General features: G+C 36.6%; 15 protein-coding genes and 1 tRNA gene. 9 read left to right on the top strand and 7 right to left on the bottom strand.

What is annotated here, in order from left to right:
* Window positions 1-11: 11 nt before the first annotated feature.
* Window positions 12-788, top strand: a complete 777-nt coding sequence (locus HNP38_RS05575) for an alpha/beta fold hydrolase (protein ID WP_184185702.1) — start codon at window positions 12-14, stop codon at window positions 786-788.
* An 85-nt stretch (window positions 789-873) separates the two neighbouring features.
* Here HNP38_RS05575 and HNP38_RS05570 read toward each other — a convergent pair whose 3' ends face one another.
* Together HNP38_RS05570 and HNP38_RS05565 are read right to left on the bottom strand one after the other, a co-directional pair.
* Entirely contained in the window at window positions 874-1,491 is a 618-nt protein-coding gene (locus tag HNP38_RS05570) for a hypothetical protein (RefSeq protein WP_184185699.1), read from the bottom strand.
* 283 nt (window positions 1,492-1,774) lie between these two features.
* Complete coding sequence (locus HNP38_RS05565; protein ID WP_184185696.1) at window positions 1,775-2,074, bottom strand: rhodanese-like domain-containing protein; 300 nt, start codon at window positions 2,072-2,074, stop codon at window positions 1,775-1,777.
* Window positions 2,075-2,180: 106 nt separating this feature from the next.
* On the opposite strand from HNP38_RS05565, the gene queG reads away from it, so the two are divergent.
* The 4 genes from queG to HNP38_RS05545 all read left to right on the top strand — a co-directional run bounded on the left by queG (window position 2,181) and on the right by HNP38_RS05545 (window position 5,385).
* Window positions 2,181-3,125 (top strand): tRNA epoxyqueuosine(34) reductase QueG, encoded by a 945-nt coding sequence (gene queG / locus HNP38_RS05560; RefSeq protein ID WP_184185693.1) that lies wholly within the window; start codon window positions 2,181-2,183, stop codon window positions 3,123-3,125.
* Between the two features lie 369 nt (window positions 3,126-3,494).
* Window positions 3,495-4,172, top strand: coding sequence for a TIGR02117 family protein (locus HNP38_RS05555; protein ID WP_410493758.1), 678 nt, complete (start codon window positions 3,495-3,497; stop codon window positions 4,170-4,172).
* A gap of 6 nt (window positions 4,173-4,178) precedes the next feature.
* Window positions 4,179-4,829 carry a murein L,D-transpeptidase catalytic domain-containing protein gene (locus tag HNP38_RS05550; RefSeq protein WP_317166703.1) on the top strand — a complete coding sequence of 217 codons (651 nt, stop codon included), beginning with the start codon at window positions 4,179-4,181 and terminating at the stop codon, window positions 4,827-4,829.
* Window positions 4,830-4,872: 43 nt separating this feature from the next.
* Window positions 4,873-5,385, top strand: a complete 513-nt coding sequence (locus HNP38_RS05545; RefSeq protein WP_184185687.1) for a ClbS/DfsB family four-helix bundle protein — start codon at window positions 4,873-4,875, stop codon at window positions 5,383-5,385.
* Window positions 5,386-5,402: 17 nt separating this feature from the next.
* Here the strand turns inward: HNP38_RS05545 and HNP38_RS05540 are convergent, their stop codons facing one another.
* A complete protein-coding gene (locus HNP38_RS05540; protein WP_184185684.1) occupies window positions 5,403-6,461 on the bottom strand; it encodes a 3-oxoacyl-ACP synthase III family protein in 1,059 nt (352 codons plus the stop codon).
* Between the two features lie 398 nt (window positions 6,462-6,859).
* Here HNP38_RS05540 and HNP38_RS05535 point away from each other — a divergent pair, with 398 nt between their 5' ends.
* Both HNP38_RS05535 and HNP38_RS05530 read left to right on the top strand, forming a co-directional pair.
* Window positions 6,860-7,720: a hypothetical protein gene (locus HNP38_RS05535; protein WP_184185681.1), complete on the top strand. Its 861-nt coding sequence runs from the start codon at window positions 6,860-6,862 to the stop codon at window positions 7,718-7,720.
* A 2-nt stretch (window positions 7,721-7,722) separates the two neighbouring features.
* A complete protein-coding gene (locus HNP38_RS05530; protein ID WP_184185678.1) occupies window positions 7,723-9,519 on the top strand; it encodes a DUF262 domain-containing protein in 1,797 nt (598 codons plus the stop codon).
* Window positions 9,520-9,563: 44 nt separating this feature from the next.
* Here the strand turns inward: HNP38_RS05530 and HNP38_RS05525 are convergent.
* A tRNA-Leu gene (locus HNP38_RS05525) sits at window positions 9,564-9,643 on the bottom strand.
* 67 nt (window positions 9,644-9,710) lie between these two features.
* Entirely contained in the window at window positions 9,711-10,478 is a 768-nt protein-coding gene (locus HNP38_RS05520) for an MBL fold metallo-hydrolase (protein WP_184185675.1), read from the bottom strand.
* Between the two features lie 55 nt (window positions 10,479-10,533).
* Here HNP38_RS05520 and HNP38_RS05515 point away from each other — a divergent pair, with 55 nt between their 5' ends.
* Both HNP38_RS05515 and HNP38_RS05510 read left to right on the top strand, forming a co-directional pair.
* Window positions 10,534-11,961, top strand: a complete 1,428-nt coding sequence (locus HNP38_RS05515) for a TonB-dependent receptor (RefSeq protein ID WP_184185672.1) — start codon at window positions 10,534-10,536, stop codon at window positions 11,959-11,961.
* Window positions 11,962-11,972: 11 nt separating this feature from the next.
* Window positions 11,973-12,422 carry a GAF domain-containing protein gene (locus HNP38_RS05510; RefSeq protein WP_184185669.1) on the top strand — a complete coding sequence of 150 codons (450 nt, stop codon included), beginning with the start codon at window positions 11,973-11,975 and terminating at the stop codon, window positions 12,420-12,422.
* Window positions 12,423-12,581: 159 nt separating this feature from the next.
* On the opposite strand, the gene HNP38_RS05505 is transcribed toward HNP38_RS05510, so the two are convergent.
* Together HNP38_RS05505 and mgtE are read right to left on the bottom strand one after the other, a co-directional pair.
* On the bottom strand, window positions 12,582-13,316 hold the full coding sequence (locus tag HNP38_RS05505; protein WP_184185665.1) for an ABC transporter substrate-binding protein: 735 nt from the start codon (window positions 13,314-13,316) through the stop codon (window positions 12,582-12,584).
* A 19-nt stretch (window positions 13,317-13,335) separates the two neighbouring features.
* The gene (mgtE, locus tag HNP38_RS05500; protein WP_184185661.1) at window positions 13,336-14,658 is read right to left on the bottom strand and encodes a magnesium transporter; all 1,323 of its coding nucleotides are present in this window, start codon (window positions 14,656-14,658) and stop codon (window positions 13,336-13,338) included.
* Window positions 14,659-14,760 lie beyond the last annotated feature (102 nt).

Genomic DNA, 14,760 nt, shown 5'->3' with positions numbered 1-14,760 from the left:
GAAGTTGAGCTTTGACAGAAAGTAAATTAATTGAAGTAAAAGGGAAACTCCTTTATATAGAATACAACAATTCATTTGAAAACAACCCCACAATTGTCTTTTTGCATGATTCTTTAGGCTGTGTTCAGCTTTGGCGTGATTTTCCGTCTAAACTTGCAGAAGCTGTTCAATGTAATGTCCTTGTATATGACCGTTCAGGCTACGGAAAATCATCCCCGATGCTTACTCATGAAAGGCAGAATGATTATATGGAACAGGAGGCAGATCTTCTGAATGATCTGTTAAATGAATTAAACATAGAAAAATCGATTCTGTTCGGGCACAGTGATGGTGGTACCATTGCCCTGATCACCGCAGCCAAATATCCAGAGAAAATAAAAACCGTTATTTGCGAGGCAGGCCATATTTTCGTAGAAGATATTACGGTGAAAGGAGTTCAGGATGCCCTGAAAGCCTACCAGACAACCAATCTGGCAGAACGCCTGCAAAAATATCATGGAGATAAGGTTGAAATGATTTTCAAAGCCTGGACAGAGATCTGGCTGAGTGAAAACTTTAGAAACTGGAACATCGAATATCTTCTGAAAAATATTACCTGTCCCTTATTATTTATTCAGGGAGAAGCCGATGAATACGGAACATTGGATCAGGTAGAAAAAACAATTGCCCAGGTAAGCGGAGCCACAGAAAAGTATATCATTCCCCATATTGGGCACACTCCGCACAAAGAAACTCCCGGACTGGTTTTGAAAAAATCGGCAGATTTTATAAACTCCGAAAACATTTGATAGGAAATCGCAATTCCCCTCCTTTGGAGGGGTGTCAAAAATTCAAAGAATTTTTGACGGGGTGGTTTTTACAGATCACACTTCATTATAACAACCCGATTTCCATCAGCAAATTCTCTTTCGCCTGTTTTTCATATTTCATTTTAAAATATTCAGTCTTAAAAATGCTTTCCAATTCTAAAAAATGCTGCAGTACCTTTTTTCTTCCCGGTTTATAAAGCAGATCCGGATAAATGGAATATTCTTTTCTGATCTTTTGGGTATATTCAAGATAGGTTGCGGGATCCTTTCCCAGAACAGACAGGTCAGCATCCAAAAGATAATTAATATCATCGTCATTAGATTTCTGATGCTTTTTGGTGGCCAGTATCTGCACGGAAATGTTTCTGATGGCTTCCTCATTCAGACGAAGTTTTTTAAGCCTTTCTACAGCAAAATCCGCACTTTTTTCTTCATTGGATTTTGAAGTTGAATCATAGATCACATCATGATAGAAAACCGAAAAAGAAATAGGAGTGAAATTGGAGATCCAATCCCTTACGGCATCCAGCTCATAAAACATACTTTCAAGATGTGTCAGGTTATGATAAAATCTGCTTTTTGCAGAATATTTCTTCTCGATCTCCTGCCATAAGGCTTCAAAGAGATCATGGTCTTCAGAAAGCAGAAGGCAATTTTGTATAAATCTTTCTTTCAGTTCCATTCCCAATAATAGATTTAGATAAAAAATCTGTTTGAATTTTTAACCACAAAAGTTTCATATTGATAAAATACTTCAACTCAAAAACGGGTATCCGGAGAAGTAAAAAGTTCACATCAGATGAATTTTCCGACCTAATTCGGTATTGGATTTTCAAAGACTAAAGACTAATGTGTACTTGTTATACTTTTAAAAGGTATCACCATAAACTTAAGTGTTTGAAAAACTTTTGAGACTTTTGTGGTTTAATTTTTTAACAAATTTAAACAGGTAAAAAAAGGAACTTTTAAAAAGTTCCCTGATTCGCTTCCAAAGTTGCTTTTAAGTCAGCCCAGCCACCGCCGTTATAGCCTTCCCTCAACCCTTGGGAATTAAGGTATTCCAAAGCTTTGCCGCTTCTGTTTCCGCTTCTGCAGAACAGGATCACCGGTTTTTCAACAGACAGGATTTCCTCCTTTCTTTCTTCTACTTCACCCAACGGGATGTTTTTGGCACCTTCTATATTTCCGTCCATTTCCAGTTCCATAGGTTCACGGACATCGATCAGTTCATAATTTCCTGCTTTTATTACTTCTGTTAACGACATAGCTTAAAAATATTTAGAGTTAAAATAATTAATGGATGATGAAGTATTTCAGGCATCCAAACTCCAACAAATTTATAAAATAATCTTAGTTTTGCAATGTAAAATCATGAATTCAGTTGCCGAAAAATATTCCCGATTAATTAAATCCAAAGCCGAAAAGTTTGGATTTCAAAGCTGTGGCATCTCCAACGCTGATTTTTTGGAAGAAGACGCCCGGCATCTGGAAACCTGGCTGAAGAATGATTTTCATGGCGAAATGAAGTACATGGAAAATCACTTCGATAAAAGGCTGGACCCAAGATTGCTGGTAGAAGGCTCCAGATCCGTGATTTCGCTTTCCTATAATTATTTTCCGAAAGAAACCATTTCCACCCTGGAAAATTTTAAGATCTCAAAATATGCCTATGCCGAAGACTATCATGAGGTCATCAAAGAGATCCTTCGTGATATGGTAGTCGAACTGCAAAGAGAGATCGGGGAGTTCGGATTCAGGGTTTTTGTAGATTCGGCGCCGGTTCTGGAAAGAAGCTGGGCAAGGAAATCCGGGATAGGATGGGTAGGCAAAAATGCCAATCTGATCACTAAGCAAAATGGGTCTTTCTACTTCCTGGCTGAAATTATCTGCGATCTGGATCTGGTTCCGGATCATGAAACAACCGATCATTGCGGCACCTGCAGGAAATGTATTGATGCATGCCCGACGGATGCTATTGTCTCAGACAAAATCATTGACGGAAGCAAATGTATTTCCTATGCAACCATAGAATTGAAAAACGAAATACCGGATTATTTTAAGGACAAAATGGAAGACTGGATGTTCGGCTGCGATATTTGTCAGGATGTCTGCCCGTGGAACAGATTTTCAAAACCCCATCTCCAAAGCAGGTTTACCCCGAATGAAGCACTCAGGAATTTCAAAAAAGGTGAGTGGAAAGAACTTACCCAGGAGCTATTCTCCGAAATATTCAGGAAATCACCTGTAAAAAGAACCAAATTCATGGGATTGAAGAGGAATATCGAATTTTTGAAGCCTTCTCCGGATCAGTTTTGAGTTTGTTTTTTGGTGATGATTCCTTCTTTGGAAATTGCAGTGTCCAAAACTAATGAGGTTATCAGATCATTCCTTAAATTTTTTGCTTTTAAGGAGAGAAAGATTAATATCGGTAAAAGTTCTTAAAGCCTTTCCTAAAAAAGAAAAATTGACTTTCAGGAGATCAGGATCCCACAGAAAATCAACGTTTTTTTTGTACTCTTTTAGGAGCTATTTTAACTCTTATTTTAAATCTTTTATTTGATTTAGAAGTTTTACGCATATTTATGAAAATTTCGTACTTAAATTTAATCATTTTTTCGATTAAAACAAATACTTTTACGAAAAATTAAAAATTAAATTTTTCAGATATAATTAAAAAACATGAATGTGAAAATGATATTGATGTATCTCCTGAAAACCTTGGGGATCATTGTCGGAATTGTTGCAGTATACGCTTTATTAGGCTACCTGCTACCTTTTATTGAAGTCTCTGCAAAAGATGACGGGGAGAAAAAGGAAGTCCCAATCTATATTTATACCAATGGAGTACATACGGATATCGTAATGCCGGTAAAAAATGACCTGCAGGACTGGAGTGGTAGGATACCGTTTTCCAATACGCTTTCCAAAAGAACAGATTACCAGTACATAGGGGTAGGATGGGGAGATAAAGGCTTTTATCTGGATACCCCGACCTGGGCTGATCTAAAGTTTTCTACAGCTTTTAAAGCAGCATTTTGGCTCAGCGAATCTGCAATGCACTGTACCTACTATGAAAAGATGAAAGAAGGCAGCGATTGTAAGGTGATCATGATCAGCAAAAAACAGTACAAAGACCTTGTGACATTTGTTGAAAATAAATTTGACAGAGATCAGAACGGGGACTTTATTTTGATCCCTACAGATGCTGTGTATAGCGACAATGATGCTTTCTATGATGCCAAAGGAACATATAGCTTCCTCTATACCTGCAATACATGGGCAAATGATGCATTGAAAGCTGCCGGGCAGAAGGCTGCTTTCTGGACGCCTTCAGATTTCGGAATATTCCAGCACTATAAATAAGATCCGGTGAAAGTTTTTGGTTTAACGGTTGTATTCCTGCTTCTGCTGTCATGCGGAAGTGAGTCCGGGAACGGAAATAGTAGTATGGTGAAAAATCTGACCCATACTATTGAAAAGAAACCTGAAATTAATATCTCCAAAACAAAAATAAAAGGGAAAGAAGCTTTACAGTTCTGTAAATCCAAAGGCTTTAATACTGATTTCTGTATTTTAATTGATATGAGTCTGCCTTCGGGAGTTAAAAGATTTGTAGTCTGGGATCTTAAAACCCATTCCGTTTCAAAAAAATATCTGGTAGGACATGGCTGTGGAACGAATCAATGGAGTAGCGATGGTTCTAAAGATGATCCTCAGTTCAGCAATGAAGATGGAAGCCATCTTTCTTCTTTAGGGAAATATAAACTGGAAGGAAGAGGACACAGTGATTGGGGAATTAATATCAAATATTTAATGCATGGCCTTGAAGAGACCAATAATAATGCTTTAAAAAGATTCATTGTTTTCCACTCCTGGGATATGATGAGTGATGACGAGGTATATCCCAAAGGCTCACCCGAAGGCTGGGGCTGTCCTACGGTTTCCAATAATGCGATGCGGGAGATAGATCCTATGATCCGGGATTCTGAAAGACCTGTTTTGATGTGGATTTACAAATGATAGCCTTTGTAACATCTGAAAAATAATTCTGATACCTATTGAAATGCCTGTTCCGACAAATAAAGAAGAGCTTCTCAATGCGATCATAGCAAATTATGGCAGGCTCAAAAAAGATTTAGATACAATTCCTTTTGAATTAACCAGTATTAAAGAACTGGAAGGACATTCCAAAGGAACTTTAATGAGCATCAATGATCTTATGGCTTACCTTATTGGCTGGGGAGAGCTGGTCTTACAATGGAATAAAAAGAGAGAGAACAACGAGCCCGTTGATTTTCCGGAAACAGGATATCAATGGAATGAGCTGGGAAAACTGGCTCAGAAATTTTATGAAGATTACAGGAATGATGATTTTGCCTGCTTAATTCAAAAACTTGATAAAACGGTTGAAGATATCCTATCAATCATCAATCGTAAAACCAACGAGGAACTCTATGGGAAAAGCTGGTATGAGAAATGGACATTGGGAAGAATGATCCAACTGAATACTTCTTCTCCTTATACCAATGCAAGGGGAAGAGTCCGGAGATGGAAGAAAAGCAGGAATATCAAATAGAATCCAATTGGTTATTCTTAAAACTTATAAACAAAAGCATTGATATTCATCCCTGCACCCACTGAAGCAAATAAGACAATGTCATTTTTCTGAATAGTATGCAGTGGAAGCTCACCTTTCAGGATCATGGCAAGCAATGAAGGAATAGTCGCAACACTGCTGTTACCCAGCTTTTGGATCACCATGGGCATCACATTTGATGGTACTGGGATATCATACAGCTGGTAGAATCGGTTAACAATAGCCTCATCCATCTTTTCGTTAGCCTGATGTATGATTATCTTATTTAGCTGGTCAATAGAATAACCACTGTTATCAAAACAGTCCTTCATAGCAACCGGAACATTGGAAAGAGCAAATTCATATATTTTTCTTCCATCCATTTTGATATATTTTGTATCAGGACAGCTCTCATTATTGTATGATTTCCCAAAGTATAAATAGTCTTTCTCATTTAAAGTATAAGATGCTGACAAATGAGATTGTATCCCGGAATCATCCTCAGTGATTTCCATAATGGCAGCACCGGCACCGTCCGCATAGATCATACTGTCCCTGTCATGGATATCTACCACACGGGAAAGGGTTTCAGCCCCAATGACAAGGCATCGTTTGGCAATACCGGATTTAATAAATGCGTTAGCCTGTATCATCCCTTCGATCCAGCCCGGGCATCCGAATAAAATATCGTACGCAACACAGAAATTATTTTTAATTCCCAACAAATGTTTAACTCTTGAGGCAAGGCTCGGAACCATATCCGACTGCACAGTACCGAAACGTACATCACCGAAGTTATGGGCAAATATGATATAATCTAAAGTTTCAGGATCTATACCTGCATCTTCAATAGCAGTCCGGGCAGCAATTAATCCCAGATCCGAAGTCACCTGTTCGTTGCCAGCGTATCTTCTTTCTTCAATTCCGGTGATTTTCTTTAATTTATCTGTGATGGTTGCATTGCTTTCTTTCAATGTCGCTCCTTCCTCATTGAGAAAGATATGCTGGTCAAAAAATAAATTGGTGATAGTTTGTGATGGAATGTAGTTGCCTACGCCTATAATTTTGCTTGTCATTTACATGTTTTTGGTTCTGCTTTTATCATGAAGAGTACAGAATATTGAGTAAATGTAATAATTAAAAACCAGAAACTATTATTTTCTTATAATATCGGTCTGCATTGCATATAAGCCTTTAGGGAAAATCAAAAGAAAACTGTGAAATATTTTGATTATATTACTATAAAGAACATGATTATTCAATAGTATCTCAATGTGCTTTCTAAAAGTAAATCACTGAACGAGCTTTTACACGGTTCGAAGGCTATAGGAATTACACGAATATAACACCAATTCAGAGGACGCTTTAGTCTAAAGAGGTTTGAGGAATTTAAACGGTTTTTTATTATATAAGATATTTATTTCATATATTTATTTCATTATTTTCACTATTTATAGAAATAAATAAAAAACTAATGGCAAAAAAAAATAATTTCAGTGATAATGTAGCTCGATGGTTGAATATTGCTGAACTTAAAATTGATTATTATACTCAATTCGTAAAAGCATGGATTCCTTTTAATGCTTGGTATATGGTGAGTTATAGTATAGCATTAAATAGCGATAAAGATAGAGTGATAATAGATCATATTAAAGATAATTCAAATCCATTTAGAGATAGGATTATTAATCTTTTGATGGATGCAACAGCCACAGGATTAGAATTTAAACATTATTTAGCACAATTACATCTTGAATTAGAGGGGCATACAGTTCCTTCTCATGACAATAAACTTAGTTTCAGATCATTATTTGTGAAAAAGAACCCCAATTCGTCTCATACTCTGTCACAAGGAAAATTCGTATACAAAGTTACTTATGACGAAACAATACCCAAAAACCAAAATAGATTAAAATGTGAAATTTTTGACAGTACCCAAAACTTAAGAAATATTTATTTAGAGGACTTGCCTACATGGGATAAAACTCTTTTTGATAATCATTTTCCCTACCAGGCTCTTTCACAGACTAAAAAGAAATATTTAAAAGAATGTTTTTTACAAGTGAATCCAAAGAGGACAGAGAATATTATCCTAGACCCTAAAATTCAAAGTAATGGAAAAAAAATGGCACCTTTGGGTGGTGTTACTATAGATAGAGAATTTAGTATTTACTTCGTCAATAATCCTATTTTAATAAGCCAAGCATTGATTGAAATGCTATATAATCTACGATGTATTTTATTTCATGGGGAAATTAACCCGACTGATACAAATCAGAAAATTTATAAATACGCATTTCTAATTCAACAAATTTTAATCCAAGAACTTCAATAACGATGAGATTTCTAGAAGCCAAAGACCAAAAATTAGCCGATATATTATTTAATAATCGTTTTCGTATTGATTCGTTTCAACGCGAATATCGTTGGCAACGTAAACATATAGAAGCTTTAATTAGCGACCTAGCTACTAATTTTGATAAATATTATCAAGAAGGTGATACTATAGAAACTTATGCAGACTATGGTAGTTATTATATGGGGCCTGTAGTATTATATAACGATAATAAAGAGTTATCTATAGTAGATGGTCAACAACGCCTTACTTCTCTTACATTATTACTTATATATTTATATCACCAAGTAAATGATGAAGACATTAAGCATGAAATTAAAAAGCACTTTTATGTAAGAAGAGGAGGGAAAAATACTTTAATTCTTAACGTAGAATCCCGGAATGATGTAATTGAAAGTTTGATAAGTCATCCAGAGCATCCCTTTAAAGAAATGCAGGAACTAGAGGATATTCCTAGTGACACCAGAAAGTTAAAAGATGAATCAATTCCAAATATTCTGGCGAGATATGAAGATATTACTTTGCTATTTCCTGAAAATTTAAGAGAACAAGAAGTATTGCTAATTTTTATAGAATGGTTATTAAATAATGTAGTGTTAGTAGAAATTACAGCCTTTAGTATGGAAAGTGCTTATACAATTTTTGAAACTATGAATGATAGGGGGATGAGTTTGAATCCTACAGAAATATTAAAAGGATATTTGCTTTCTATGATTGAAGAGGAAGAGAAAAGTGAAGAAATGAATGAGTTTTGGAAAGAAAGGATTTTTGATCTAAAAGCACTGGTAGGTGCTGATACTGATGTAGATTTTTTCCGAAATTGGTTAAGAGCTAAATATGCAGAGAGTCGTAGATCTAATGTAAAAGGAGCAGAAAATTTAGATTTTGAACAGATAGGAACTCAATTCCATTCTTGGGTGAAAAATAATTCAACACGTCTGTATCTTAAAAAGTCTGATGACTTTTACTTATTTATAAAATCTGATTTTGACTTTTATTCAATTCTTTATATGGACTTGTATAAATATAGAAATTATAATAATAAAGATTTTAATGAATTATATATAACCAATTTTTATACTATAGCAGAATCACTGGCTTATCCTTTATTTCTTGCTCCATTATCTAAAGCCGACGATGAAGTTATAATTGAGGCCAAAATTAAATTAGTAAACCGTTTTATAGACGCTTATACTGTTTTTAGATCTATTCAAGGAAAATCTATCACACAAAGCTCCATTAGAAGCTATATGTATGATTTAATTAGGGATATTCGTAATGCAGATTTATCCATATTAGATGAAACTTTTAAAGCTAAAGTAAATGAAATAAGAGAATCTAAAGAAGGAGATATATTTTCTAACCTTCAACCAATGAATAACTGGGGATTTTATCATTATTTTTATGCGCGATTATTGTATTATTTAGATAGCAAAGAACAAGATTTTATGGATTTAATGAGGAATAGAAAACAATCCTCACTTATTTTAGTGCCAATTTTTACGGCAGATGATTTTAGAAATTATGAAGAAGAAGAAAATTTTGTATCGTTTCATCTTAATTCTGTTGCTAATTATGTACTCATTAAAAGATATGATGCAGATAAATTTTATAGGAAATCTCCAAGTAAAAGAATAGAATTTCTTTTTAAAAATAATTATATACCGGAATGCGTAGATAATAAGTTTGAAGATTTTGACAAGGAACTGAGTTTTATTGTTTCCAGAGATCAAATACTAAATTCTATTGTTTATAAAATCTGGAATAGTTACTTTTAAGTGAAATATAAACAAAAACCTCTGAAAAAATCAGAGGTTTTTTGTACCCAGGACCGGGATCGAACCGGTACTCCTAAGAACTGGTGTTTGAGACCAGCGCGTCTACCAATTCCGCCACCTGGGCTGCTTTAAATTGGTGTGCAAATATAAAAACTTTTTTTACTATTTGAAAACTTTTCGTGAAGAATTCTTTAAAAATCTATTTCCAAGCCATCGTAGGCAAGATGCATCCCTTCCGGAAGCTGTTTATCTTCAATGTCATGCACTCCCAAATGATGGCTGATATGGGTAAGGAACATTTTTTCAGGTTTTAGCTCCTTATAAAGCTGTATGACATCTGCAAGGACAAAATGGGCAGGATGCGGATCAAACTTACGAATGCAGTTTAGAATCAGGACATCAAGGTTTTTCAGTTTTTCTTTTTCTGTTTCTGAAATGAAGTTGGCATCTGTAATGTAGGCCATATTTTTAAACTTATAACCGAATACGGTGATCTTGTAGTGGATCACTTCAACAGGAACAATTTCTGTATCCAGAACAGTGAAAGGCTCGTTGTTTATGGTATAAAGATCAAAGGCCGGAGCACCGGGATACCTCACATCCGTAAATGCATAGGGAAAACGGTTTTTAATTTCATTCCCGACTCTTTCATAACAATAGATGGGGATATGCTTTCCACTTTTGAAAATCAGCGGGCGCATATCATCCAGTCCTATGACATGGTCATTATGCTCGTGGGTGAGAAGGATAACATCTACAAGGTGTTCATGGTTGAGCAGCATTTGCTGTCTGAAATCCGGACCGCAGTCGATCAGGATTTTTTTATTCTCTTCCGTAGTGACCATCACAGAAGACCGAAAACGGTTGTCTTTTGGGTTGCCCGAGGTACATACTTCACATGTACAGCCAATAACAGGTATACCCTGAGAAGTGCCGGTCCCTAAAAATTTCAACTTCATTTTGTTTTGAGGTTGGTATTAATTTTGGTAAATTTACAAAAAATTTAATGTTCTAATGTATCAGAAACTGACTCCTAAACAAAAAGCATTAACAATTAATCTAGATCCTACTATTTATGGTACTTTCGCGGAAATTGGGGCAGGGCAGGAGACTGTTCGGCATTTTTTTAGAGCAGGAGGCGCTTCACAAACCATTGCCAAAGCAATGTCTGCATACGACAAGGATTTTAGTGATGCCATCTATGGAAAAGAAGCAAAAAACAGATACGTTACCCAAAACCGACTTCGTAAAATGCTTCGCTATGAAGTATCCCTGATCGAAGAAAGGATCTCAAGGGAAAACAGCCCGAACAGAAAGTTTTTTTCATATGCCAATACAGTAACGACCATTAATTTTGATAAAACCCAGAGAGGGCATGGCTGGGTAGGAATCCGTTTCCAGGTAAGAGCTAATGAAGACTATAACGAGATCGTTATTCATGTTAAATTCAAGGAAAATGATGCCACTTTACAGCAGGAGACATTAGGGAACCTGGGCGTAAATCTTATTTTCGGCGCATTTACCTATTATGATAATCCAAGAAGACTGATTGAATCTTTATACGACGATGTGGCTACTGACAATCTGGAAATAGATATGATCGATTTCAGCGGGCCGGCTTTTGCTTATGTTGATAACAGATTGATGTCCCTGCAGTTGGTAAAGAACGGGATGACGGATGCTGTGATCTTTAATTCTGAAGGAAATAATATGCTTCCTGCAGACAGCTTATATAAGAAGAATATTTTTGCGGTAAGAGGAAGTTTCAGGCCGGTAACCAAAGTAAACATTGATATGCTGCAAAACGGGATCGATATGTTTTTGAAGGATGCGATCTGCACCCAGGAAGAAACAGAGATCCTGATCGAAATTACCATTTCCAACCTTCGTGCTGATGGAGATATTGATGAAAGGGATTTCCTGGACAGGGTGGACATCCTGGGTAAACTGGGATATACCGTTATCATCTCAAACTTCTCGGAATATTATAGACTGATTGATTATTTTGCGTCCTATACCAACGGGAATATCGGAGTGGCAATGGGGGTGAACAACCTGTTGATGGTATTTGACGAAAAATATTATAAAAACCTTTCCGGAGGAATTCTGGAAGCATTCGGTAAATTCTTCCGTAACGGAATGAGAGTGTACCTGTATCCTTATAAAGACCCTGAAACCCATGAGCTTTTAGATGCCTCGAACCTTAAAGTAGAAGAAAACCTGAAAGAACTATATAAATATTTCAAACTGAACAACCGTATCGTAGACATTAAAAACTATAATCCGGAGTTTCTTGAGATCTATTCCAGGGAAATACTGAGGAAAATTGCAGGCGGTATAAAAGGCTGGGAAAATCAGCTGCCTGATGGAGTTTCAGAAATGATCAAAGAGCGCGGAATGTTCGGATATAAGGAAGAACTTTCCTTAAAACAATTCTCTTAAAATAACATACAATGTCAGAACTAAAGAAAAGGCTTTCCTCCATTCTTGAAAGCCCGAAACATAATACAGAAGAAAAGCTTCAGAAAGTCTGCCATCTGCTGGATCAGGAGATCTCATACTTTAACTGGACGGGTTTCTACTTTAAAAACGGAGATAAGGACGAGCTGATCTTAGGGCCGTATGTAGGTGCACCTACAGATCATACGATTATTCCTTACGGAAAAGGGATTTGTGGTCAGGTTGCCGTGTCCAATGAAACGTTTATAGTTCCTGATGTAAAGCTGCAGGACAATTACCTAAGCTGCTCTATTGATACAAAGGCGGAAATTGTGGTTCCTATCTTTAAAAACGGGGTCAATATCGGGCAAATCGATATAGACTCACACACATTAAATCCTTTTACCAAAGAAGATCTGGAGCTATTGGAATGGCTTTGTCACGAAGTTTCCAAGATCCTATAGTCTTACATATAACCATAAAGGTAAGCACTTAAAAAACTATTGAAAACAAAAGATTTTCAATTTAAGTGGACTATACAGCATCTGATTTGTCAGCTTATAATAACTAAAGTGTTTAAAAAACTTTTATAGTAAAAAATATCTCCGGCTCAACCGGAGTTTTTATTTGAGAGAATGTATACCGGATAATAGTTCCTTAAAATAGCCCTCACATTTCGCAAGGCGTGTCCCATACCATGAAAATGCTTCCCCGTCAACAATCATGATCTTTTTTTCAGGGTAAAGCACCTTAAGATCTTCAATATGTTTCTCTTTGAAAGGAAACGGTTCCGAAGAAAGCACTATAATTTCGGCTCCGACCAGATCCTCTGCTGTGATTTCCGGATACCGGGTCCTGTTTTTAAAAATATTCTCAAACCCCATTTCCGTTAAAATATGATGGATAAAAGTATCTGAACCTACCGTCATATAAGGATTTTTCCAGATCAGATAGGCTATTTTTACTTTGGAGTCTGTTTTAACCTGATTTAAAACCTCGTAGATCTTCACGTTATAGGCTTTGGCTTTCTCTTCCTGTTTAAAGATATTCCCCAAGCTTTTAAGCAGGTAATAATTGTCTTCAACACTTTCCACATGAGTTACCACAACCTTGAATTCCTCCATCAGGGCCTGTACCTGCTCTTTTACATTTTCCTCCTTATTGGCAATTATAAGATCAGGGTTTAAGCTTTTGATCTTTTCAATATTCAGGTTTTTTGTACCGCCGATGATCTCTACATGCTTTATCTTTTCTTTGGGATGAATACAGAATTTTGTTCTTCCGATGATTTCATTTTCAGTCAGACCCAAATCAAATAAAGCCTCCGTAATAGAAGGAACCAGAGAAATAACTTTCATGTTCAGACTTTGCCTAAAATTACAAAAGTTTTCCGGTTAAGAAAAGCCCGGCAATGGTAAAATAGATGATAAGTCCGGTAACATCCACTAAGGTGGCTACGAACGGAGCCGATGAGGTGGCCGGATCGAGATTGAATTTTTTAAGGATAAATGGCACCATAGAGCCGGAAAGAGTTCCCCAAAGTACGATCATGGCAAGAGAAATTGCTGCGCTGATGGCCACAAAATACCAATAATCCCCATAATTGAACCAGCCCAGCTTTTGCCAGATCATAATTCTGAAAAACCCGACTACACCCAAAAGTGTTCCCAGAACCAGCCCGGTTACCAGTTCTTTCTTCATTACCCTCCACCAGTCTTTTATAGTGATTTCTTGGAGCGCCATAGCACGGATAATCAAGGTTGCTGCCTGCGATCCTGAATTACCGCCACTTGAAATGATCAGAGGAATAAAAAGGGCAAGTACTACAGCCTTCTCAATTTCATTTTCATAAAAACCCATTACAGATGCTGTGATAAGCTGTAGAAAGAACAGGACAATAAGCCATAATCCCCGCTTCTTGATCATTTCAAACCAATGCGTTTGAATATAAGGCTCATCAAGTGCTTCCACACCCCCGAACTTCTGAATGTCTTCCGTATTTTGTTGCTCGATCTGGTCTAAGATGTCATCAATCGTCACAATACCTACCAGCACTCCGGCTTCCGTAATGATCGGAAGGGCAGTCCTGTCATATTTTTCAAAATAAGTAACCGCATCTTCTTTTGAAGTCGTTGTGGTAATAGCCACAAAATGATTATCTGTGATCTCGGAGATCAGCGTATCCTCTTCTGCCAGTAATAAGCTTCCTAACGCAATATCATCGATCAGGCGGTTTCTTTCATCCACCACATACAGGTGGTTCATGGTTTCAACCCTTTTTCCGACTTTTTTGATCTGCTGCAGGCATCTTTTTACTGTCCATTCCTTACGGATCTGAATGTAATAAGGGGTCATCAGACGGGCAATAGAATCTGAATCATAGCCCAGAAGCTTCAAAGCGATCCTTCTTTCCTGCGGATTAAGATGATTGATGGAGTATTTGATAAGCTCGTCCGGGAAATCTTCAAACAGGGCAGTCCTGTCATCAGGAGTCATGGCGTTCAGAATTTCGGAAACATCATCACTTCCTATGCTTCTGATGGTTTCTTCCTGGAAATCCGGATCAAGGTGGGAAAAAACTTCTGCTTTGTATTCTTTCGGAACTTTTAAAAATGCCAGTAGCCTTTCATCAGCAGGAAGTCCGCTGAGTGTTTCGGCAATATCGGCAGGATTAAAGATAAGTTCGTCCGTGGAATTCAAAACATGAAATTTTTGGCAATGCAAAAATAATTCAAATTTTTAAAATGAGGTAGAGGTGTGATAAAATTAAGAATTAATTAAACTTTATGTCTTCTCATTTTC

This window comes from Chryseobacterium defluvii, assembly GCF_014204415.1.
GTDB lineage: Bacteria > Bacteroidota > Bacteroidia > Flavobacteriales > Weeksellaceae > Chryseobacterium > Chryseobacterium defluvii_A.
The sequence above is the reverse complement of the archived record's forward strand: the minus strand, read 5'-3'. Positions and strand labels throughout refer to the sequence as shown.

Excerpts from the sequence above, each read along its gene's own strand:
- HNP38_RS05540 (WP_184185684.1), bottom strand. The coding sequence starts at position 6,461 with ATGACAAGCAAAATTATAGGCGTAGGCAACTACATTCCATCACAAACT.
- HNP38_RS05515 (WP_184185672.1), top strand. The coding sequence starts at position 10,534 with ATGTATCAGAAACTGACTCCTAAACAAAAAGCATTAACAATTAATCTA.
- HNP38_RS05535 (WP_184185681.1), top strand. The coding sequence starts at position 6,860 with ATGGCAAAAAAAAATAATTTCAGTGATAATGTAGCTCGATGGTTGAAT.
- queG (WP_184185693.1), top strand. The coding sequence starts at position 2,181 with ATGAATTCAGTTGCCGAAAAATATTCCCGATTAATTAAATCCAAAGCC.
- HNP38_RS05545 (WP_184185687.1), top strand. The coding sequence starts at position 4,873 with ATGCCTGTTCCGACAAATAAAGAAGAGCTTCTCAATGCGATCATAGCA.
- HNP38_RS05520 (WP_184185675.1), bottom strand. The coding sequence starts at position 10,478 with ATGAAGTTGAAATTTTTAGGGACCGGCACTTCTCAGGGTATACCTGTT.
- HNP38_RS05530 (WP_184185678.1), top strand. The coding sequence starts at position 7,723 with ATGAGATTTCTAGAAGCCAAAGACCAAAAATTAGCCGATATATTATTT.
- HNP38_RS05565 (WP_184185696.1), bottom strand. The coding sequence starts at position 2,074 with ATGTCGTTAACAGAAGTAATAAAAGCAGGAAATTATGAACTGATCGAT.
- HNP38_RS05510 (WP_184185669.1), top strand. The coding sequence starts at position 11,973 with ATGTCAGAACTAAAGAAAAGGCTTTCCTCCATTCTTGAAAGCCCGAAA.
- HNP38_RS05570 (WP_184185699.1), bottom strand. The coding sequence starts at position 1,491 with ATGGAACTGAAAGAAAGATTTATACAAAATTGCCTTCTGCTTTCTGAA.
- HNP38_RS05505 (WP_184185665.1), bottom strand. The coding sequence starts at position 13,316 with ATGAAAGTTATTTCTCTGGTTCCTTCTATTACGGAGGCTTTATTTGAT.